Origin of the sequence: Streptomyces sp. NPDC019396 (assembly GCF_040632375.1) — a bacterium.
GTDB lineage: Bacteria > Actinomycetota > Actinomycetes > Streptomycetales > Streptomycetaceae > Streptomyces.
This window is the reverse complement of the sequence record NZ_JBEYBS010000002.1, coordinates 36428-57469: the sequence shown is the minus strand read 5'-3', so window position 1 is coordinate 57469 and position 21042 is coordinate 36428. Positions and strand designations below refer to the sequence as shown.

The window sequence follows — 21042 nt, the reverse complement described above, 5'->3', positions numbered from 1 at the left end:
GGTGGCCCGGCAGTCCGGTCCTCAGGTCTCAGAACATGCTGAGCAGCTGCTCCACGCTGGGCTCGGCCGCCGAGTCACCGTCCGGCAGGGCCAGTTCGAACCACACCGTCTTCCCGCGCGGGGTGCGGCGGGAGCCCCAGGCCGCGCTCAGCAGCCCCACGAGCTGGAGCCCCCGTCCGCCCTCGTCGGTGTCCCGCGCACGCCTGCGCCGGGGCTGTACGAGGCCTGCGTCCCAGACCTCGCAGACGAGGGTGCGGTCGCGCAGCAGCCGCAGCCGGATCTCGCCCTCCCCGTAGCGCAGGGCGTTGGTGACCAGTTCGCTGACGAGCAGCTCCACGGTGTCCACGAGCGGCTCGAGCTCCCAGGCGACCAGCTGGGCCCTGGCGAGTTCGCGGGCACGGCCCACCGAACGGGGTTCGCGGGGCAGCCGCCAGTCGCCCACGGCCTCGGTCGGCATCCCCTGGATCCGGGCCATGAGAAGGGCGATGTCGTCCTCGCCGTGGTGGGTGTCGAGGGTGTTCAGGACGTGGTCGCAGATGTCCTCGAGCGAGCGGGCGCCCGCTCCGGGGCTCACCCCTTCCTGGCGTACCGGGCCCGCCTGCAGCGGGAGCGTGCGGCGCGCCGACGGGCGGGACGGATCGGTGAGCGCCGCCCGGAAGGCGCTGAGGCCCTCGTCGAGTGGATGGTCCCGGGACTCGACCAGACCGTCCGTGTACAGCGCGAGCAGGCTGCCCTCCGGCAGCTCGACCTGGACCTCCTCGAAGGGCTCGCCGCCCACTCCGAGCGGCATGCCCGGCGGCACGTCGAGCAGCAGGGCCTCCTCGCCCGGTTCGAGGAGGATGGGCGGCAGGTGCCCGGCGTTGGCGAAGGTGCAGCGCCTGGTCACCGGGTCGTACACGGCATAGACGCAGGTCGCCAGATAGACCTCGGAGAGCTCCGGGTCACGGGACTTGTGGGCCACGCGGGATGCCTGCTGGGCACCGCTGGGGCTGCCGAGCCCGCGGGCGATCTCGTCCAGGGCGGAGAGCACCTCGGCGGGCTCCAGGTCGAGCAGCGCCAGGGTCCGTACGGCGGTGCGCAGTTCGCCCATGGCGACGGCGGCCCGCAGCCCGCGGCCCATCACGTCGCCGACGACGAGGGCGGTGCGGTGCCCGGGAAGTTCGATGACGTCGAACCAGTCGCCGCCGACCTCGGTCGCGGTGTTGCCGGGCAGATAGCGGCAGGCGATGTCGAGCCCGGCGGCCTCGGGGTCACCTGGGGGCAGCAGGCTCCGCTGGAGGATCAGGGCGCGTTCGTGCTCGCGGCGGTAGAGCCGGGCGTTGTCCATGCAGACGGCGGCGCGCGCGGCGAGTTCGACCGCGAGGGCGCGGTCCCGTTCGCCGAAGGGCTCGCTGCCCTTGGCCCGGGAGAACTGCACCAGGCCGATGACCGCGTCGTGGGCGACCATCGGCACGGCGAGGGTCGACTGGACGAGGCTGCGGTCCTCGCCGGGGATGGTCTGCACGCGGGCGGTGCGCAGGGCGACGGCCGACGGCGTGCTGAACGGGAAGTGGTGGACGGCCCCGACGCGCGGCGACGCCGGCGTACCCGCGGCAGCGCTGTCCGGGGAGTCCGGACCGTCCAGGCCGTCGGACGGGAGGGCGCCGGCGACCGCGCTGGCGAAGGCCACCCGGCGCAGCTCGGCGCTGGCGCCACCGTAGCCTTCCGGGCGGCTGGAGCCCCAGTGTCCCGGCGGGGCCTCGTCCCCGGAGAGCAGCCCCTGGTAGAGGTCCACGGACGCGAGGTCGCAGAACCCCGGCACGGCGACGTCGAGCAGTTCGCGCGCCGTGGTCTCCAGGTCGAGGGAGTTGCCGATCCGGGCGCTCGCCTCGTTGAGGATGGCGAGGTTGCGCCGGGCGCTGGCGGCCTCCCGGGCGGCTACGTGGCGGCGCGTGACATCGATTCCGAGTCCGGCGACGCCGATGGGGCGTCCCGTGCCGCTGTGCACCCTGTAGAGGTTCACCGACCAGTGGCGGCGATCGATGCTGTCGGGCACGCTGCCGACGATCTGGAGGTCGGTGACGGACTCCCCGGTGTCCAGGACCCGCTTGAGCGCGGCGGTCATCCGCTCCGCCTCGGGCCGGGAGAGGTAGTCGTGGACGGTGCGCCCGCGGTGCTCCGACACCGCACCGCCGAACACCTTCGCGAAGCGCTGGTTGGCGCGTACGACGGTGAGGTCGGGGCCGAACAGGAGAAAGCCAAAAGGAGATTGGCCAAAAATGGCCTGCGACGCGGCGAGATCGGTCTCTATGCCGCGCAGCGCGCGGACATCGACCACGATGCAGAGCGCGGCACGCCGGCCGCCCTCGGTCTCGCTCGGCATGACGTAGACCTCGGCCAGGCCGTGGGCGTGGTCCTCGTCCGGCATCCGAAAGGGGACGAGGCCGGTCCACTCCCTGCCGTCGAGTATCTCGGCCATCTTGCGGTGACCGCGAGGGCGCAGCTCGGCGGGCATGAAGACCTCGATCGGGTCCTTGCCCATGACTTCCGCGGGTCCGATACCGAACTGCTCGGTGGCACGACGGCTCCACTGGTCGACCAGCCCGTCAGGGCCGATCGAGAACGATGCCACCCTGATGTAGTCGTAGATCGAGCCGGGCGGACTGCTCTGCCACACCACGCCGCTCGCCGTCTCAGGTATCTCGCTCACGCGACCGTCCCCTCCAGCTCACCGCACCGGACCGGCCATGCCTGGCAGTATTCAGCACTACGGCCTCCGGCGGCACGGCGTTCACGATCACAGAGCGGTCTCGTTCATTTTGAGCCGAGAACGCGATGATCGACGTCCCATCAGACTTCTAACCAGGCAGAGGCAGCTCGAACCACACCGTCTTGCCCGTCCTGCCGTGACGTGTGCCCCACCGCCTGGCGGTGCAGGCCACCAGCTGGAGTCCGCGTCCCCCTTCGTCCTCGGGGCCGGCCGGGCGCTCCAGGGGTGGATCGGGAAGGGGGTCGCTGACCTCCACGAGGAGCGCGGAACGGGTCGGCGGGGTGTCGCCGTCCACACTCAGCCGGACCAGACGTACGCCGATCGGGCCGGAGGCGTACCGCAGCGAATTGGTCACCAGCTCGCTGACCAGCAGCTCGGTCACATCGCCTAGGCCGTCCAGACCCCAGACGCGCAGCGCGTCCCGGACGGCGTGGCGTGCGGCGCGGACGGCATCGGGCGCGCCAGGGAAGGTCCACTCGGCGATGTCGCCAAGGGTGTCGCTCACACCGATCACTTCCCACGGCCGATCGTGGTGACTGGACCACGTCTGATTCCGGAGCGTCATTCACCCCATACCCGATATTCAGGACACCTACCGCCGTGGAACCCCTACGGTGACGCGAATGGCGGACATGGTCCGGGCAGGGCGGTGCGGGGGAAGTCTCACCCCGGAGACCCCTTTGGCACGCATCGCGCCGCGGCGTCCACCGCCGGACGGTCCTGGGGCAGCCAGTCCACGGTGTGCAGCTCATCGGGAGCGAGCCAGCGCAGCTCGTCGTGGTCCTCCAGCGGTTCGGGATCGCCCCGCAGCAGCCGGGCCGTCCACACCTGCAGCACATAGCCGGGGCCGAGCGGCCATTCACCGGGGACCCGCTCGAGCGGCTGCGCGTCGACACCGAGCTCCTCGCGCAGCTCGCGCACCAGTGCCTGCTCGGGGGTCTCGCCCGGCTCCAGCTTGCCGCCGGGCAGTTCCCAGCGGCCGGCCAGCTCCGGAGGCGCACTCCGGCGCGCGGCGAGCAACCGTCCCCGCTCGTACACCGCTCCCGCCACCACGACCCGGGCTGTCACACGATCCGTCATGCGCGGGAGCGTAACGCGCCACGCCGCCACCACCGTGCCGTGTACGCGGGGGAGCTGAGCCCGTGCGGACGGCGCACGGGGCAAGGCAAGGGAGCAGGGCTAGGCCAGATCGGGAGCCGGCGCCGCCGGCCCGAAGCGCTCCACCCAGTAGAGCTGCTGGTGGCCGCGAGCGCCGAGGCTGTCGGCGATCCTCCGCGCCTCGACCTCGGTGGCGTACCTGCCGACGCGATAGCGGTTGCCGTTGTCGTCCTGACGGATCACCAGCCAGGGAAGCACCGCGCTGTCTTCGCTCATCGCGACCCTCCCGTCGCCTGCCTGCGCATCTTCAACGATCCCCAGGAAACCGCACTCTGCATATGCCCGAGCTTACGCCTGACATTTACTCAGCGGTTACGCGTTCTCACAAAGAGATACGGATCCAGCCAGAGGCAGGACGGGGAGAGGGAGCGTACATGGCCGAGCGCGCCCCTCACAGGGCGCTTTCAGGCCCCGTGGCGGCTCACCGCACGGGAAGGTGGTACGAGATCCGGTAGCGGTCGGCCGGGATGACGACATCCGCCGTCTCCACCGCCCGGCCCGACGCGTAGTAGGTCCTCTGGATGACCATGACCACATGACCCGGAACCCCGCCGAGTGCCTGGAGTTCCTCCGCCAGACCGGGACGCGCGCCGACCTCTTCCGCCACGTTGTCCACGACGACGTCGATGGCTCCCATCCGCTCGACGACACCGCAGCCGCCGAGCGGCCCTTCCTCGGGCAGCATCACGGGGGTCCGGCCGGTGATGGCGAGCGGCTCCCAGGAGGTGGACAGCATCATCGCCTCGCCCGCCTCCCGGAACACATAGCGGGTACGCATGACCCGCTCGTCCGCACCGATCCCCAGCCGGGCGGCGACGGCGGCACCGGCGTCCACCTGCTCGCTGCGGGACTCCCAGGTGCCCCGGGCACCGTCCACCGCCTGTTCCTGGCGGAAGGGACTGCCGCCGGACGTCAGCCGGAAGCCGGAACGGGCGATCCGGCGGGGCACGGGCCGCTCGCGCACATAGGTGCCGGACCCGGAGCGGCCCTCGACGAGCCCCTCGGCCATCAGCACCTTGCGCGCTTCGAGGGCCACGGTGTCCGACACCCCGTACTCCTCGCGGATACGGGCCTGCGAGGGAAGCCGGGTGCGCGGCGGCAGTGAACCATTGGCGATCTTCCGTCGGAGATCGCTCGCAACACGCAAATAGGCGGGCTGCTCACCGAATGTCACTGGCCACTCCCAACGGGTTGACAGACAGCAACAGCGTGGCAACCGCCGGTTGGCCCCCGCAAGCATGGGCCAGAGCATCACCAGTCGCAATGGCGCCTCTTCAGCCAACGCCTTACCGGAGGTAGGGCGCTTGCCGCCGGGCCCGACGGCAGAAGGGGTGGTCGCCCGAAGCGACCACCCCTTGCTGTTATGTCAGAACCTGATCAGAACTGAGGACACCTGGAGTCGATCTTTCCGGTGTGGTCGCTCGCGCTGTCGCTCACGGCTTCCATCTCCCGTTCGCGACCTCGGACGGGGCGTCCACCGTGGAGGTGGTGTCGCCGCGTCCCGGCCGGGGGGCTGCCGGCCGAAAGGCCGACGGTTCTTCAGGGTTCCCATGGAGAAGTGCGCGGGTGGCGTAACGCGCGCGGCACACAGGTGCGATGGTGGATCACATGACGGAGTACCAGTGTCCGATGTGCGATGTCCGGTCCCCGGTGGAAACGGCCGCCTGGTGCTGTCCGCAGTGCCATGGCCCATGGGACCTCGACTTCCGGGCGTCCCCCGTACCCCGCGACTCACTGCCGTCCCGCGTCAACTCTCTCTGGCGGTACGAGGAGGCCCTGCCACTGCCCGCCCCGGCACACGCCGCGGTTTCCCTGGGCGAGGGCCGCACCCCGCTCGTTCCCCTCACGGACACCGTCACGGCCAAGCTCGACTTCCTGATGCCGACCCTGGCCTTCAAGGACCGCGGAGCGGTGATGCTCGCCGAGCTGGCACGGCGGCTGAAGCCCCGCCGCGTGATCGCCGACAGCAGCGGAAACGCGGGCACGTCGATCGCGGCGTACTGTGCCCGCGCCGGTCTCGACTGCACCGTCTACGTGCCCGCCGGCACCTCCCCCAAGAAGCTCGAGCAGATCGGGGCCCATGGTGCGCGCGTGGAGCTCGTCACGGGAGACCGCGAGGCCGCGGCACAGGCGGCCCGCTCGGTCGCCGGGGATGAGGACGTCTTCTACGCCTCGCATGTGTTCAACCCGTACTTCCTGCACGGCACCAAGACCTATGTGTACGAGATCTGGGAGGACCTCGGCGGACGGCTGCCCGAAACCCTCGTACTGCCGGTCGGCAACGGGACCCTCCTGCTCGGCGCGGCGCTCGCGATCGACGAGCTGCACGCCCAGGGCCTGATCACCCGGAAGCCCGCCCTGCTCGCCGTCCAGGCCGCGGCGGTCGCCCCCCTGGCCTTCGCCTTCCGCGCGGGAGCGGACGACATCCTGGCCCCGTCCTTCACGACCAGCACGCTCGCCGAGGGCATCGCGATCCCGAACCCGCCCCGCGCCCGGCAGATCCTCACCGCGGTACGCGCCACGGGCGGCAGCTTCCTCACGGTGACGGAGGACCAGATCCGCGCCGCCCAGCTGGACCTCGCCGCCCGCGGCCTCTACGTCGAGTCCACCGGCGCGGCATCCTGGGCCGCGGCCGGCACCTGCGACCTGGGCGACCGGACCGTGGTGCTGCCGCTGTGCGGGGCGGGGCTGAAGACGGGGCTCGCGGCGGCGACGTAGACGGTCCGGTCATGCGTCCAGGCACTCGGGAAGTACCACCCCCAGGTGCGTTCAGGCGCCAGGGGCTTCCTCCACCACGAGGTGCTCCAGGACCGTGACCCCGTAGTGCGACCGCGTCCTCGGCGGCTCCGCGAAGCGGAGGGTGGACCACTTGGCGAACAGGGCGTCCAGGGCGATCTGGGTTTCGAGCCGGGCGAGACCTGCTCCGAGACAGTAGTGCGCCCCGTATCCGAACCCGAGATGCCGTCTGATCTCCCGCCGGTCGTCGAGGCGGTCGGGCCGGCTGAAGGCCTCCGCGTCACGGTTGGCCGTGCCGAGCATGATCAGGACCAGGTCGCCGGCCGAGATCTTCCGGCCGGCCACCTCGACCGTGTCCGTGGCCACCCTGGCGACCTGCTGGACCGAGGTGTCGAAGCGAAGCAACTCCTCGACCGCGCGGCCGGCCCCGTCACCGCTCAGGCGTTCCCAGGAGCCGGTGTGCAGGATCGAGCGCACGGCCTTGCCGATGAACGTCGATGTCGTCTCGAACCCCGCGTAGATGAGGAACGTCGCCGTGGCCCAGACGTCCTGGAGTTCGATCTCGCCCTTGCGGTGGGCGTCGCGGAGCAGGTGCAGCCCGGTGCCCGCCGGCGGTTCGCCCGCGAGCACCTGGTCGATGACCACGGTCATGTCCTCGAGTGCGGTGTGCCCTCTGGTGACCACGTCGGGCAGGTAGTCCGCGATCAGGAAGGCCGCGACGTCCTGCGCCCAGGCCTCCAGATACGGGGCCACCCGCGGGGGCAGGCCGAGGATGTGGCAGATCACCCGTCCGGAAAGGGGCACCGCGAGATCCGCCATGACGTCGATGGACTCCCGGTGCGCGGCCATGAGTTCGTCGACCACACCCTCGACGAAGGGCCGCAACTCGGCCACCCGCTCGGCCGAGAAGAGCGGGGCGACCAGTTTCCGGGCCCTGCCATGACTGGGATGGTCATTGAACATGAACCACTTGCGCACCAGCCCCGAGGTGCGCGCACCATCACCGCCGCCGACTGCGGCGTGCAGCGGCGTGCTTCCCCTCTCCGGCCAGGCGGACGACAGCGAGGGGTGCCGCAGCAGTTCGGTCGCCTCGCGGAATCCGGTGACGAACCACAGCGCGAGATCCTCGTCCCAGCGGACGGGCTCGATGTCGCGGTGCCGTAGGTAATCACGGCACGGGTCGGTCATCGCCCCTTCGCCGCTGTCGTACGGACACCTGGTGGCGGCTGTGTGACTCACGTGAACTACTCCTGCTCAAAGGTCTGTTCCCACGGGACGGAGCCAGGGGCGGCACCGCCCCTCCCGCCCTGCTCGCCCGTCACACGCCGAGTCGCTGCTTGATCTCCGCGAAGTAGGGGATGTGCTGGTAGTCGCGCGCCTCGGGGTCGTAGACCGTGTAGGCGTTGGTGAATCCGAGGAGGTCCTTCTTGACCGCCTCGACGGGTTCCGTGTGGATCCTGCTCTCGATGCGCTCGATCTCGTTCAGGAAGCCCGCGAGTACACCCGGGAGCCCGGGCAGGAGGGTGATCCTTCCGTTGGCGAGGCGGATTCCGTTGTGCTCGGAGAGGTAGTTGAAGAGCAGTTGCGAAGCCACCGCGTCGTAGTTCGGGCGGGGAATCCCCTCTACCGCGTAACGCAGGAGCCGCTCCGCGAGCATGAACTCATAAGCCGTCATCGCCTCTTCGCGCGGAAGCTTCTCGTCCTGTAGGCAGACGAGCATTCCGGACACATCGACGCGCAGCTCCTCAAGGCCTGCCAGGGGCTTGATCTTCTTCGCCGAAAGAAAGTCGGGGATGGGCATGTCGCCGTGCCGGTGATGGTACTCGTGGAGCCGTACCCACCAGGAGCAAGCCAGCTCGACCGTCTTGTCAGACGCCCCCTGGATCCGCGGGAAGCTGCCGGGCTCCATCACCGCGTCGATCATTTTCCGGGTGATGCGGTTATGCCTCTCCACGAACTTGTCGATGAAATAGAAGATAAGATCTTCCGGCTGCTGTATTCCATCGATGTGATTTTCCGGGAAGAGCGCCACCACCGCCCGCGAACGGAATCCGTCGGTGGCTTTCGTCATATTCACCGGCATGGTGTTACTGGCATAACGCTCCGCCAGGTGGGGATCGGTCGGAAGTGTCTCGTAGGTGAGGTAGTCCAGACCGAGAGCCGGGAAATACGAGGCATCGAAGAGCGAGAATATGTGATTGTCCCGCCGGGTGTTGATGTGCTCTTTGACGGCCGCCAGGCGATCACCGGACCTGAACGCCCGGACGTCCTCCAGAAGCGCCTGAACCGCAGGCTGCCGACGCAGCGAGGGGCTGACTTCCAGTCGCCTGGACAGCTCCTTGAGGGTCGACTCCTCTCGGAACATCGCACGCTCCGGGAGGGTCTGCCTGATCTCCTGAATCTCCGCGAACACCTGCTCCATGAATTTATCCCTCCGTGTGCATCACGCGTAAATTGATGCATCAATTCCGGGCAGGCCAAGGTATGCGGTCCGCCCCCTCGCCCGCTGCCACGTCGCCCCCACCGCTTGACGCAGGGGCGGAAATAAAGAAGTGATTGCAAGCCTAAACGACCCGCTGATCAGTTGCAATGAGATCGAGGCCGGAACCCCGCTGTGACGATAACTACCCTCCACTCCCCACAGGGCCTTGCCATCCCGATACCGGCACTGTTAGCTTCTTGATCAACATCAGCTCTCCGTGAGAGCTGAATTCATGTCCCACCTGGAGGTACAGATGGACGAGCAGGGTCGGTTCACCGTGGTCCTCAATACCGAAGAGCAGTATTCGATCTGGCCATTGGACAAGGCGATACCGGACGGCTGGCGTACGGACGGCACGAGCGGCACGAAGGACGAGTGCCTCGCCCACATAGCCGAGGTATGGACCGATATGCGCCCACTAAGCCTTCGCCGCGAGATGGAGGCGCAGGCACAGTAATATGGCGAAGGCCGCGAAGGACAAATGGATTTACTACCAGCGCCCCGGGAACGAATCGGCCACCCGGCTGTTCTTCTTTCCGTACGCAGGTAAGGGGGCTTCCGGTTACCGGGAGCTGGCGGACAGCTTCGGCCCCGGGGTGGAGCCCGTCCTCGTGCAGACGCCTGGACGGGAGGGCCGCCTTGCCGAACCCGCCGTCGCGGATCTCGGTGACCTGGTGGTCCAGCTCGCCGATGCGCTGCGCGGCCGTATGGATGTGCCGTTCGCGTTCTTCGGGCACAGCATGGGTTCGCTGATCGCCCTGGAGCTGGCGGCGCATCTGGAGCGCACGGAACCGGGACTTCCCGGCCCGGTGGGCTTGTTCGTCTCCGCGGAGACCGCCCCTCATCTGCTCCTCCCTCCCCAGGTCCCCGACGACCGGCTCAGCGACGCGGAGTTCCTGGCGGACCGGACGCGTGTGCGAGAGGACAGTCCGCTGCTGTCCGACCCGTTGTTCACCGAGTTGATGCTGCCGAGCTACCGGGCGGACTGCGTGCTCGTCGAGCGGTACACGGCCACGGCCCGCGACACCGTGCTGCGCTGCCCGGTCTCCGCGTTCACCGGCGAGTACGACGAGATCGTGCCGCCGGAGTCCGTGGCCGGCTGGAAGCAGCACACCGCAGGCCGGTTCAGGCTGCGGCTGCTGCCCAGCGGCGAACACGCCTTCTTCGAAGCGGAGTCCCTCCCTTTGATCACGGCGGCGGTCGAGGGCGACCTGCGGGCCGCCCGGCAATCCTGACGCCCGCCCGGGGGCCGGTGGGAGAGACGTCTCGTCTCTCCCACCGGCCCCCTCGGCGTCACCCGAGAAGGTCACCGACCGTCCCGTCGGGCCGGTCCGCCAGCTGGTCCAGGACCTCGGCCAGTTCGGCCGCGAGGTCCCGTACCAGCTCCTCATCGGCCCGTGCCTCGTCGTACATCATGGCGAGGCGCAGCGGCTTGACGTCCACGGAGACGATGAGCGCGGCGCCGACCCGGGAGAATCCGGCGGTGCCTACCACCCGGAGCCCGCCGGTCGGGGCGTCGTGGAAGCTGTGCGGGTAGTTGTGGATGAGCAGCAGCGTGTCCCACAGCGCCCCGCCCGTACCTGAGCGCTCCTGGAGGACCCCGAGGTCGGCCGTGAACAGCTCCTTGAGCAGAGCGCCGCGGTGGTGCAGCCTGCCTATCCAGTCGGCCACGGTCTCCTCGCGGTCCAGCCTGAGGCCCGACGGGAGGGTGTTGATCATCAGTCCCAGCATCCGCTCGACGTCCAGGACATCGGCGTCACGGGCGGAGAAGACCGAACCGAACTGAACGTCGGTCGCGCCCGTGCGCCGCGCCAGCACCGCGGCCCAGGCCGCCTCCAGAACAGTGCTGACCGTGACGCCGTGATCCTTGGCGAACGCCTCCGCCCTCGCGGGCAGCGGGAAGCGCAACTCCCGGTAGCACTCGGCGGACGGTCCCACCTCGGGAGCGAAGAGCGACTTGGGGGACAGCTCCTTGAGCTGCTCGTTCCACAGCCGCTCCGCCGCCGCCCGCTGCCGCGGCAGCAGCCACTCCACATAGGCGCTGAAGGGTGCGCGCGGATCGGCGGCCGGCTCGGGGCGGTGGTCGCGCAGTGCCGCGTGCATGTCGAGCAGCTCGTCGTAGAGCTGGGAGAAGCTCCATCCGTCGAGCAGCACGTTGTGCCGGGTCCACACCATGGCGAAGCGGCGGTCGCCGAGCCGCAGCAGGATCATCCGGCTCAGCTGAGCGGCCTCGTCGGGGAATCCGCTGCGCCACTCCTCCTCCAGCAGGTCACGGCGTCGCCGCTGCTGCTCGTCGGCCGGATAGCCGCTCCAGTCCTCGTACCGGAAGGAGGGCTCTGAGGCGGGGTGGACCTGCTGCTCGGACTGCTCCGGCCGCTCGTGCCAGCGCACGGAGGTGCGCAGCACCGGGTGGCGCTCGACCAGGCGCCGGAACGCGGTACGCATGGACTCCGGGTCGACTTCGCCGTCAAGGAGCAGCTCTGCGGGCACGACGTACACGCCCCTGCCCGGTGCCGCCGCGGCCTCCCGCAGCATCTCCCGCTGCAACGGCGTGAGCGGGAAGCGCGTGGGACTCGCCGCGGCGGCGGGACCGGGGGCGGCGGAAGCCACCTTGGCTCCGTCACCGGACTCCCCGGCCACCGCGGCCAGGGCGGCGAGTGTCGAGTGCCGGAACAACGCCGGAACCGTGAGCTGCATACCGACCCTGCGCGCCTTGGCGACCATCTGGATCCCCAGGATCGAATCCCCGCCGAGCTGGAAGAAGCTGTCCTCCCGGCCGATCCGGTCCACTCCGAGCACCTCGGACCACAGGGCCGCCAGCATCAGCTCACGCGGGCCGAGCGGCGCCTCGTATCCGGAGTCGCCGCCCGGGGCGGTGGTCCGGGCAGCGCGTTCCGGTGCGGCTGCGGGTGCGGGGAGGGCTGCACGGTCCAGCTTTCCGCTGGTCAGCACCGGAAGGCCGTCGGGAAGCTCCATGTACACGGTCGGCAGGGCGAACTCCGGCAGCCGGTCGGCCAGGTGGTCGCGCAGTTCCTGTTCCCCGCCGGACGGGCGGCCGCAGTAGTACGCGACGAGCCGGAGGCCGCCCTTACCCTCCGCCGCCACGACGGCAGCCTCGCGGACCGCGGGATGGGCGAGCAGCGCGGCCTCCGCCTCCCCCGGCTCCACACGGACTCCGCGCAGCTTGATCTGCCGGTCGATGCGGTCCACGTACTCCAGGACCCCGTCGGAGCGCCAGCGCGCCCGGTCGCCGGTGCGGTAGAGGCGCCCTCCGGGCAGTGTCCCGAAGGGATCGGGCAGGAACCGCTCCGCGGTCAGGCCCGGCTGTCCGCGATAGCCGCGGGCGAGCTGGACCCCGCCCAGGTACAGCTCACCGGGAACACCGACGGGCTGCGGGCGCATCCGTTCGTCCAGGACGTACGCCGTGGTGTTGGCCACGGGCCCGCCGATCGCCACCGAGGCGGGCAGCTCCGGCACCGGCCAGCAGGTGACGTCCACGGCTGCTTCGGTCGGTCCGTACGCGTTGAACATCCGTACACCCGGCAGCACTTGCTGCACCCGTGCGGCGAGTGCCGGGTCCAGCGGCTCACCCCCGCTGAACAGCACCCGCAGCCCCGTGCACCGTGCGGCTTCGGGCTCGTCGGCGAAGAGCCGCAGCAGCGAGGGGACGAAGTGCGCCACGGTGACGCCGTGTTCGGTGATCAGCCGGGTCAGCTCGCTGAAGTCCCGGTGTCCGTCCGCGCTGGGCAGCACGGCCGTCGCACCCATGTGGAGCGGCCCGAAGAGCTCCCACATCGCGTAGTCGAAGGTGGGTACGGCGTTCTGGAGCACGACGTCCCCGGCTCCGAGTCCGCAGTCGCGCCGCATCCAGCGGAGCCGGTTGACCAGGGCCCGGTGGCTCACCATGACGCCCTTGGGGGTGCCGGTGGAACCCGAGGTGTACAGCACATAGGCGAGGTTGCCGGGGCTGGGCCGGTGGCCGGCCCGGGCGGCAGGCTGCCCCGCCGCGCCGCACCGGCGCATGCCCGAAGCGTCCACCAGGAACTCCGCGCCCGCGTCGGCCAGCACGAAGTCCCTGCGCTGGGCGGGCCAGTCCGGGCCGAGCGGCAGGAAGGCACCGCCCGCCTTCGCCACGGCCAGCAGGGTGACGAGCAGCCGGGTGGAGCGCTCCAGGCAGACTGCCACCACCGACTCGGGACCGACCCCGAGCCCGCCCAGACTGGCGGCCAGCTCGGTCGCCTCGGCGTCGAGTTCCGCGTAGCTGAGGTGCCGGTCCGGGCCGATGACGGCGGTGCGCTCCGGGGTTGCCCTCGCCTGCTCTTCGAACAGCTCGTGAAAGCAGCGGTCCGGGCCGAGGTCGGCCCCGGTGTCGTTCCAGTCCTTCAGTACCAGCCGGAGCTCCGCCTCCGCGACGGTGTCGAGCTCCGACAGCGGCCTGTCCGGCTCGGCCGCCGCAGACCGGAGCAGGGCGCCGAACCGGTCCGCGAACGCGGCGACCGTCGCCTCGTCGAAAAGGGCTGTCGCGTACTCGATGTCGATGAGCAGCTCATGGGGAGCCTGCCAGGCGTACATGCTGAAGTCGTACATGGCGTAGTGCCGCGGCACCGGGAACAGCTCGGCCGAGACCTCGCCCAGATCGGCGCGGAGATCCGGCGGCGTCGGCTGGAGGTTCAGGGTGCTGGAGAACAGCGCGGGCCGGGACGCGTCCCGCTCCTGCGCCAGTTCGGCGAGCACCCGGCTGAACGGCACATCACTGTGGGCCATGGCCCCGAAACCCGCCTGCCGGGTGCGTACGAGCAGCTCGCGGAAGGTGGGGTCGCCGCCGAGGTCGCCGCGGAAGCACACCATGTTCAGCAGCGCGCCCGTCATCTTCTCCAGGCCGGGCTGCGAGCGCGCGGTCACCGGGCATCCCACCACCACGTCCTGGGTGCCCGCCCAGTGGCCGAGCAGCGTCTGGAACGCGGCGAGCAGGACCGTGAAGCGGGTCGCCCGCTCCTCGCGCGCCAGCGCGTCGAGCCGGTCGAGGAGGGTGCCGGGAACCGTGAAGCGGTACCTGCGTCCGTCGATGGCGCGGACCGCGGGGCGGGGCCGGTCGAGCGGCAGCTCGATGTCGGTGGCACCGTCGAGCTGCTCACGCCAGTAACCGAGCTGTGCGCCCAGGTCCCGGGAGTGCTGCCGGTGGGTGTGCTCCGCGTACGACGGGGCGGGCTCCGCCGGTTCGCGGCCGGTGTAGAGGACGCCCAGCTCCTCGCACAGCACCTCCATCGAGGGTCCGTCGGCGACGATGTGGTGGCCGTACAGCAGGAAGACATGGTCGGTCGTGGACAGGCGGACGAGCTGGGCACGCAGCAGCGGGCCCGCGGCGAGGTCGAAGGGCTCGGCGAGCCGGTCGAGCGCGAGGGCGCGGACCGCTGCCTCGTCCTCGGCGTCCAGCCGCTCCAGTGTCAGCCGCGGCGCGGCGTCGGGCGTCAGGATCTCCTGGACCGGGCGCCCTTCGGGGTCGACGGGGAAGCGGGTACGCAGTGCCGCGTGCCGCTCCACGAGGCGGTCGAGGGTGCGCTGGAGCCGCTCGGGGTCCAGCGGTCCGGTCAGGCGCAGTGCGAGCAGCTCGGTGTACGCGAGGTTGCCGGGGGTGACCTGCTCGGCGACCCACTGGGATTCCTGCTCCGGGGAGAGCCGCAGCCTGCCGGATGCCGGCAGGGCGGCCTGCGGCTCCGCGACGGCCTGCGGACGGGCGGGGAGGTACGCGGTCCCGGTGTCCTGCCCGGCTGCGGCGGGGAGTGCGCCCACCGCCTCGGCCAGGGCCGCTGTGAACTCGTCGAACGCGGGATGGAAGAAGATCAGCGTGAGCGGCAGCGTCTCACCGAACTCCCCCCGCAGGGAGGCCATCAGCCGGGCTCCGCCGACCGAGTCGCCGCCCAGCTCGAAGAAGTCGGCGTCGCCGTCGAATCCGGTCCGGCCGAGGACGATCTCCCAGGCCCTGACGGCTGCCGCCCTGATGTGCCCGGGCGATGCGGTGTGCGTGTCCACTGCGTCTCTCTTCATGAACGGTCCTGGGTCAGGGCCTCGGAGCCGAGGTGTGCCTCGAGTTCGTCCTCGTCCACGTGGTAGCGGGTGGAGGAGGCGTCCGGGAGGTCTCCGATCCTCAGGTCAGGGTCGGATACGGCGGCGGCGAGCATGGTCGAGAAGGTCTCGATCGACTGGACGACCATGTCGTGGTCGAACAGGTCGAGGGCGTACTCGAACCGCCCGAACGCGCCGAGCCGGCTGTCCCAGAGGGTGAGCGTGCTGTCGTACAGCGAGGTCTTCGGGTCGGTGTCGAGAGGGCTCAGCCGCAGCCCGGACATCGTCACCGGGTCGTCCCAGCGGAGGAACAGGTAGCGCAGCTTGAACAGCGGTGTCCAGGAGGTGTCGTGCTGCGGTGCGAACCGGTCGACCATCGCCTGATAGGGCACCTCCGCGTGGGACAGCGCGCCCGAGACCATCTTTCGCACATCCGTGAGGGCGCTGCGGAAGGTCTGTTCGGGGCGCAGCCGGGTACGCAGCAGCATCGGGCGCAGCAGCAGGCCGAGCAGGCTGTCCGGTGCGCGGTCGCGGTTGGCGGTCGGGGAGCCGAGGATCAGATCCGGCTCGCCGGTCACCCGGGTCAGCGAGGCGGCGAGGGCGGTGTAGGCCGTCATGAAGGGGGTGACGCGCTGGGCCCTGCTGAGCGCGTTGAGTTGCCTGGTGGTCTGCTCGGGGAAGAGCATCCAGGCCCGGTGGCCCGCGAAGGACGGCTGAGCGGGCCGCTCACCCCCCAGCGCCGCCTTCAGCGGGAAGGTCACCGGCTGCGGCGCTCCGGCCAACTGCTCGTCCCAATAGGCGAGCTGGTCGTCGAGGCGGCCGCCGCGCAGCCGGGCACGCTCCTGCTCCGCGAACACCCGGAAGGGGATCGCCGTCGGCAGATCGGGGGTCCTGCCCTGGAGCAGCGCCCCGTAGACGGTGAAGAGTTCCTTCAGGAAGACCGTGAAGGAAACCCAGTCGGTGATCATGTGGTTCTTGACCGCTGCGAGTTGGTACTCCTCGGCACCCAGGGTGATGAGGGCGAGCCGCAGCGGTGGAAGGTCCGGGGCGAAGGGGCGGCGGCCGACCTCGGTACGGATGTCACGCGCGGTGCGCATCCGCTCGGCCGGGGGTACGCCGGTGACGTCGAAGCGCTCCAGCACGACGGGGAACTCCCCGGGCGCCCCGATGCGCTGGAAGGGCTCCCCGCCCGCCTCGCCGAACGCGGTGCGCAGCACCTCGTGCCGGGCCACCACGGTCCGCAGCGCGTCCTCGAGCAGCGCGGGGCGCAGCGGGCCGCGGATGCGCAGCGCTGTGGTGACGTAGTTGGCCGGGCCGGGCGGCAAGGCCTTCTGCATGCGGTACATCCGCTCCTGGTCGATACCGAGCGGAGCGGAGATGCCGGAAAGGGGTGGGGCGGCGGCAGGGGCGGAGACGTCCTGACCGTTCGAGTCCCGCGGGATGACCGGAACGGCCGGGACGGGGTGTGACGCCGCGGAGGCGGCAGGCGTGGCGTCCGGGGCTTCCCGGTAGTCCTCCTGCACCCCCGCCAGCAGGTCGATGCTCCGCTGCGCCTGCTCCAGCGGGATTCCGAAGTCCACCAGGCAGGCGGCCTCGTCGACACCGGCGTCGGCGAGCCGGTCGAGGAGGCCGCGTACCGTGGCCGGCGAGCCGATGAGTGCCGTCTGGCGGGCATAGCGCTCGTAGGCGAAGTCGAGTTGGGCCTCGATGTCGGCACCCCCGGCATCCGCGCCCGAAGCGTCGAGCATGTCGCTCTGCTGCTCCAGATAGCCCCGCAGGTACTCGCGCAGCGGCTCACGGCACCGTTCCCGCGCGGCAGCCGCGTCCTGCTCGAGGTAGGTGTGCAGCATCACGCTGACCGTGCCGCTCTCGGGGTCGTGTCCGTGGGCGGCACGCTCCTTGCGGTAGAGCGCGATATGCGTGGCGAGCTGCTCCGTCTCGGTGCCGATGAGCCCGGTCAGGATGTTGGCGCCGAGGCGGCCGGCCCTGCGGTAGGTGTCCGGGTTGCTTGAGCAGGTGATCCACACGGGGAGTTCGGGCGTCACCGGGCGGGGGTGGACGTGCGGGGTGATCTTTGTGTCACCCGGGCCGGGGAAGGCCACCTCCTCGCCCCGCCAGAGTCGCTGGACCAGCGGAATGGTGTCGAAGGTGTACGCGCGCCGGTCCTCGTACTTGTCCGGGGCGAGCACGAAGTCGGTGCCGTGCCAGCCGGTGGCGAAGGAGACACCGACACGGCCGCCGGAGAGGTTGTCGATGACGGACCAGTCCTCGACCACTCGCACCGGGTGGTGCAGGGGCAGCACCAGGCTTCCGGCGCGGATCTGCACCCGTTCGGTGGCGGTGGCCAGGGCGGCGCCCAGGACCGAAGGGTTGGGGTAGATACCGCCGAAATCGTGGAAGTGCCGCTCAGGGGTCCACACCGCGGCGAACCCGAGCCGGTCGGCCTGCCGTGCCGTCTCCATGAGGAAGCGGTACGGCTGGTCCTTGTCCCCCGCCGTGTTGGCGAAGTAGAACAGGCTGAACCGCAGGGGCCGCCGCGGTGGCCGGACCGCCTTGCGGCCGCGCAGCCGCTCGGCGAGTTCGGCCCGCTGCCCGGGCGAGAGTGCGTCGAGGCGGTCTCGCAGCCCGCCCCGCGGGTCGCCGGTGGTGTCCCGGGTCATGCCGTCGCTCCTTCCGGTCCGGTGCCGAGCAGCCGGGCCAGTTCGTCGTCCGAGAGCCCCGCCAGCTCGGCGGCCAGGTCATCGAGTTCGGCGGAGGTGTCGTCGGGCGAGCCGGGGCCGGACACGGCGGAAGCGCCCTCCACGCCGGTGGTCCCACCGTCGATCAGCGCGGCCAGTTCGGACACCTGGGACGCCTCGAAGAGGTAGCGCACAGGGAATTCCGTGTTCAGTTCCCTGCGCAGCCGGTGGACGACCTCGGCCGCGAGCAGCGAGGTGCCGCCCAGGCCGAAGAAGTCGTCGTCGGGGTTGATGTCGTCCGTCCCGAAGGCTTCGGTGAACACGGCGAGTACCACTGCCTCGGTGCCGCCGCGGGCACCGCCCGAGCCCCGCCCCGCCGCGGCCGTCTCCGCGGTGGCGGCCCCGGTGTCCACCGCCGCGGGTACGGACCCCGGAGCGGCGGACTGGTGCGAACGGGCCGGTGCGTCCAGCCAGTAGCGGTCCCGGGCGAACGGATACCCGGGCAGCGCGGCCTGGCCACGCCGCTCTCCGTCGTAGTACGCCGCCCAGTCGATCTCGGCCCCGGCCTCCCAGGCCTGGCCGAGCGCGCCGAGCAGCTCGCCGGCCGGCTCGCCGCCGGTCAGCGGGAGCGACGCGACGGGCGCGTGCCGCAGCGTCCGCAGGTGCCTGCGGGCCAGCTCCGTCATGCCCTTGCCCGCGCCGACCTCCACGAAGAACGCGTCCGGTTCGGCCGCGAGAAGATCGAGGCCGGCACCGAAACGGACCGTGCCGCGTGCCTGTGCCGTCCAGTAGGCCGGGTCGCAGGCCTGTTCGGCCGTGATCGGCTCTCCCGTCAGACAGGAGATGAAGGGCGAGGACGGCTCCCGCAGCCGTACGGCGCGCAGTTCGCGCGCGAACGCGGACAGCATGGGGTCGAGCATCGCCGAGTGGAAGGCGTGCGACGTGTGCAGGACCCTGTTCTGCACACCCTTGTCCACGAGGTTCCTGCGCAGTCCGTCGACCACTGCGGAGGGTCCGGACAGCACGCACTGGCGCGGTCCGTTGACCGCCGCGAGGTCGAGGCCCGCGGCGCGTGCCTGCTCGGCCGCCTCGTCCTCGGACAGCGCGACGGCGAGCATGCTCCCGGCGGGCAGCGCGGCCATCAGCCGGCCGCGGGCGGCCACCAGGCGCAGTGCCGCGGGCAGGTCGAAGACTCCGGCCAGGCAGGCGGCGACGTACTCGCCGATGCTGTGCCCGGCCATGGCCCGGGGAACGACTCCCCAGGCCTGCCACTGCCGGGCCAGGGCGTAGGAGTACGCGAAGAGGGCGGGCTGGGCGTTGTCGGTGCTGTTCAGCGCGGTCGCGTCGGCGTCCGGGTCGAGCAGCAGGCCGCGGAGGTCCACGCCTTCACCGAGCAGCAGCTCCAGACAGGTGTCGAGCTCCTGGCGGAAGACGGGGGCCACGCGGTGGAGCCCGGCGGCCATGCCCGGGCGCTGTGCCCCCTGCCCGGGGAAGAGGAACACCACAGCGGGGGGTTCGCCGGCGACCCTGATCCGCCGGGTGTCCACATCCCGCAGCCGGGCCACGGCCTCTCCCGCGTCGGCGGCCACCACAGCCAGCCGGTGGGGGAGCTGCCGCCGTCCGGTGGCCAGTGTGTGGGCCGCGTCCGCCAGCCGGTGCGTGTCATCGCGCGCGTCCGCATCCGACTCGCCGAGCGCGTCGGCCACGCGCAGCCGCCACCGTTCGAGGGCCTCCTCGTCGACGGCCGAGAGCACCAGCAGTTCGCGGTCGCGCGGGGTCGGCGCCACCGGGGCAGCGGCCGGGGCCTGTTCGAGCACCACATGGGCGTTGGTGCCACCGACACCGAAGGAGCTGACGGCCGCCCGCCTGGGGCTGTCCCCGGACGGCCACGCCGTGCGCTCGACGGGGACGTGGAACGGGGAGTCCTCCAGCTCCAGCAGCGGATTGGGCTTCTCGAAGTAGCTGCTGGGCGGGATGACCCCGTCGCGAACGGCCAGCGCGGCACGGATCAGACCGGCCACACCGGCCGCGGCGTCCAGATGCCCGATGGTGGCCTTGGCCGAGCCCAGAGCGATCCGCCCGCCTTCCCACGACGCCTCACGTGAGGCGTCGTGGGCCGCACCGTAGGCGCTGCGGAGCGCCTCGATCTCGATGGGGTCGCCGATCCGGGTGCCGGTGCCGTGTGTCTCGATGTATCCGACGGTGTGCGGGGCCACATCGGCCAGGGACAGTGCGTCGCGGATCACCGCGGCCTGGCCCTCGACGCTGGGCGCGGTGAAACCGACCTTGGCCGAACCGTCGTTGTTGAGGGCCGAGGCGCGGATCACGGCGTACACCCGTCGTCCCTCGGCCACGGCGTCGTCGTACCGCTGGAGCGCCACCGCACCGGCGCCGCTGCCGCCGATGGTCCCTTCCGCCCGGTGGTCGAACGGGCGGCAGTGGCCGTCCGGGGAGCCGATGCTCCCTTCCTTGTAGAGGTATCCGATGCGGTGCGGCAGTTCGATGGTGGAGCCGCCCGCCAAGGCGAGATCGCTCTCGTGGGAGAGCAGGCTCTGCACGGCCTGGTGGACGGCCACCAGCGAGGCGGAGCAGGCCGTCTGCACGCTGACGGCGGGTCCGCGCAGGCCGAGGCGGTAGCTGGCGGCGGAGGCGAGGAAGTCCTTGTCGTTGAGGATCCGCGCTTCCAGCATGTTGATCGAGCTGCCCAGGGCGGGCACCGCGTTCAGCCACAGGTAGCGGGTCATGCCCGCGGCGGCGAAGACGGCGGCGCGCTCCCGGTAGCGGTCCGGGTCGCAGCCGGCGTCCTCAAGGGCCGCCCAGGCGCACTCCAGGAAGATCCGTACCTGCGGGTCCATCAGCCGGGCCTCACGCGGCGTGTATCCGAAGGCCTTGGCGTCGAAGCGGTCGTGGTCCTCGAGCGGCGCGCCCGAGCGGACGTACTGCGGGTCGTCCACGAGCGCGGGGTCCTCGCCCGCCGCGATCAGTTCGTCGCGGCTGTACTCCACCACCGCCTCGGTGCCGGCCAGCGCGTTCTGCCAGAACTCGGCGACATCGCGGCTGCCGGGGAACCTCCCGGCCATGCCGACTATCGCGATCAGATCCTCGGTGTCCGGCTGCTGTGCCATCTCTCCCCCGTCGGCCATCTGCCCCTCGTCCCCGTCAGCCATCTGTCTCTG

13 protein-coding genes are annotated in these 21042 nt (G+C 70.9%); 3 read left to right on the top strand and 10 right to left on the bottom strand.

All coding sequences use genetic code 11. The features are described 5' to 3' along the window. Positions 1-28: 28 nt before the first annotated feature. The 5 genes from ABZ532_RS02295 to ABZ532_RS02275 form a co-directional block, all read right to left on the bottom strand. Positions 29-2689, bottom strand: a complete 2661-nt coding sequence (locus ABZ532_RS02295; RefSeq protein ID WP_361278761.1) for a SpoIIE family protein phosphatase — start codon at positions 2687-2689, stop codon at positions 29-31. 148 nt (positions 2690-2837) lie between these two features. Further along, positions 2838-3263 (bottom strand): ATP-binding protein, encoded by a 426-nt coding sequence (locus ABZ532_RS02290; RefSeq protein ID WP_361278759.1) that lies wholly within the window; start codon positions 3261-3263, stop codon positions 2838-2840. Between the two features lie 149 nt (positions 3264-3412). Continuing rightward, entirely contained in the window at positions 3413-3829 is a 417-nt protein-coding gene (locus ABZ532_RS02285; RefSeq protein ID WP_361278757.1) for a (deoxy)nucleoside triphosphate pyrophosphohydrolase, read from the bottom strand. Positions 3830-3928: 99 nt separating this feature from the next. Continuing rightward, positions 3929-4123 (bottom strand): SPOR domain-containing protein, encoded by a 195-nt coding sequence (locus ABZ532_RS02280; RefSeq protein WP_361278755.1) that lies wholly within the window; start codon positions 4121-4123, stop codon positions 3929-3931. Positions 4124-4328: 205 nt separating this feature from the next. Next, positions 4329-5081 (bottom strand): GntR family transcriptional regulator, encoded by a 753-nt coding sequence (locus ABZ532_RS02275; protein WP_361278753.1) that lies wholly within the window; start codon positions 5079-5081, stop codon positions 4329-4331. A 434-nt stretch (positions 5082-5515) separates the two neighbouring features. On the opposite strand from ABZ532_RS02275, the gene ABZ532_RS02270 reads away from it, so the two are divergent. Beyond that, positions 5516-6625: a threonine synthase gene (locus ABZ532_RS02270; RefSeq protein ID WP_361278751.1), complete on the top strand. Its 1110-nt coding sequence runs from the start codon at positions 5516-5518 to the stop codon at positions 6623-6625. A gap of 51 nt (positions 6626-6676) precedes the next feature. Here ABZ532_RS02270 and ABZ532_RS02265 read toward each other — a convergent pair whose 3' ends face one another. Both ABZ532_RS02265 and ABZ532_RS02260 read right to left on the bottom strand, forming a co-directional pair. Continuing rightward, positions 6677-7882 (bottom strand): cytochrome P450, encoded by a 1206-nt coding sequence (locus ABZ532_RS02265; protein WP_361278749.1) that lies wholly within the window; start codon positions 7880-7882, stop codon positions 6677-6679. 79 nt (positions 7883-7961) lie between these two features. After that, positions 7962-9065, bottom strand: coding sequence for a DUF6421 family protein (locus ABZ532_RS02260; RefSeq protein WP_361278747.1), 1104 nt, complete (start codon positions 9063-9065; stop codon positions 7962-7964). Between the two features lie 292 nt (positions 9066-9357). On the opposite strand from ABZ532_RS02260, the gene ABZ532_RS02255 reads away from it, so the two are divergent. Further along, complete coding sequence (locus tag ABZ532_RS02255; RefSeq protein WP_361279397.1) at positions 9358-9582, top strand: MbtH family NRPS accessory protein; 225 nt, start codon at positions 9358-9360, stop codon at positions 9580-9582. A 1-nt stretch (position 9583) separates the two neighbouring features. After that, entirely contained in the window at positions 9584-10360 is a 777-nt protein-coding gene (locus tag ABZ532_RS02250; protein WP_361278745.1) for an alpha/beta fold hydrolase, read from the top strand. Positions 10361-10418: 58 nt separating this feature from the next. On the opposite strand, the gene ABZ532_RS02245 is transcribed toward ABZ532_RS02250, so the two are convergent. Genes ABZ532_RS02245 through ABZ532_RS02235 form a run of 3 tightly spaced genes read right to left on the bottom strand, consistent with a single transcriptional unit; the run spans position 10419 to position 21033 of the window. Then, positions 10419-15170: an amino acid adenylation domain-containing protein gene (locus ABZ532_RS02245; RefSeq protein WP_361278743.1), complete on the bottom strand. Its 4752-nt coding sequence runs from the start codon at positions 15168-15170 to the stop codon at positions 10419-10421. Then, positions 15167-17848 carry a MupA/Atu3671 family FMN-dependent luciferase-like monooxygenase gene (locus tag ABZ532_RS02240; RefSeq protein ID WP_361278741.1) on the bottom strand — a complete coding sequence of 894 codons (2682 nt, stop codon included), beginning with the start codon at positions 17846-17848 and terminating at the stop codon, positions 15167-15169. Before ABZ532_RS02240 ends, ABZ532_RS02245 begins: the two co-directional genes overlap by 4 nt. Next, positions 17845-21033 (bottom strand): beta-ketoacyl synthase N-terminal-like domain-containing protein, encoded by a 3189-nt coding sequence (locus ABZ532_RS02235; protein ID WP_361278739.1) that lies wholly within the window; start codon positions 21031-21033, stop codon positions 17845-17847. Before ABZ532_RS02235 ends, ABZ532_RS02240 begins: the two co-directional genes overlap by 4 nt. Positions 21034-21042: the final 9 nt, after the last annotated feature.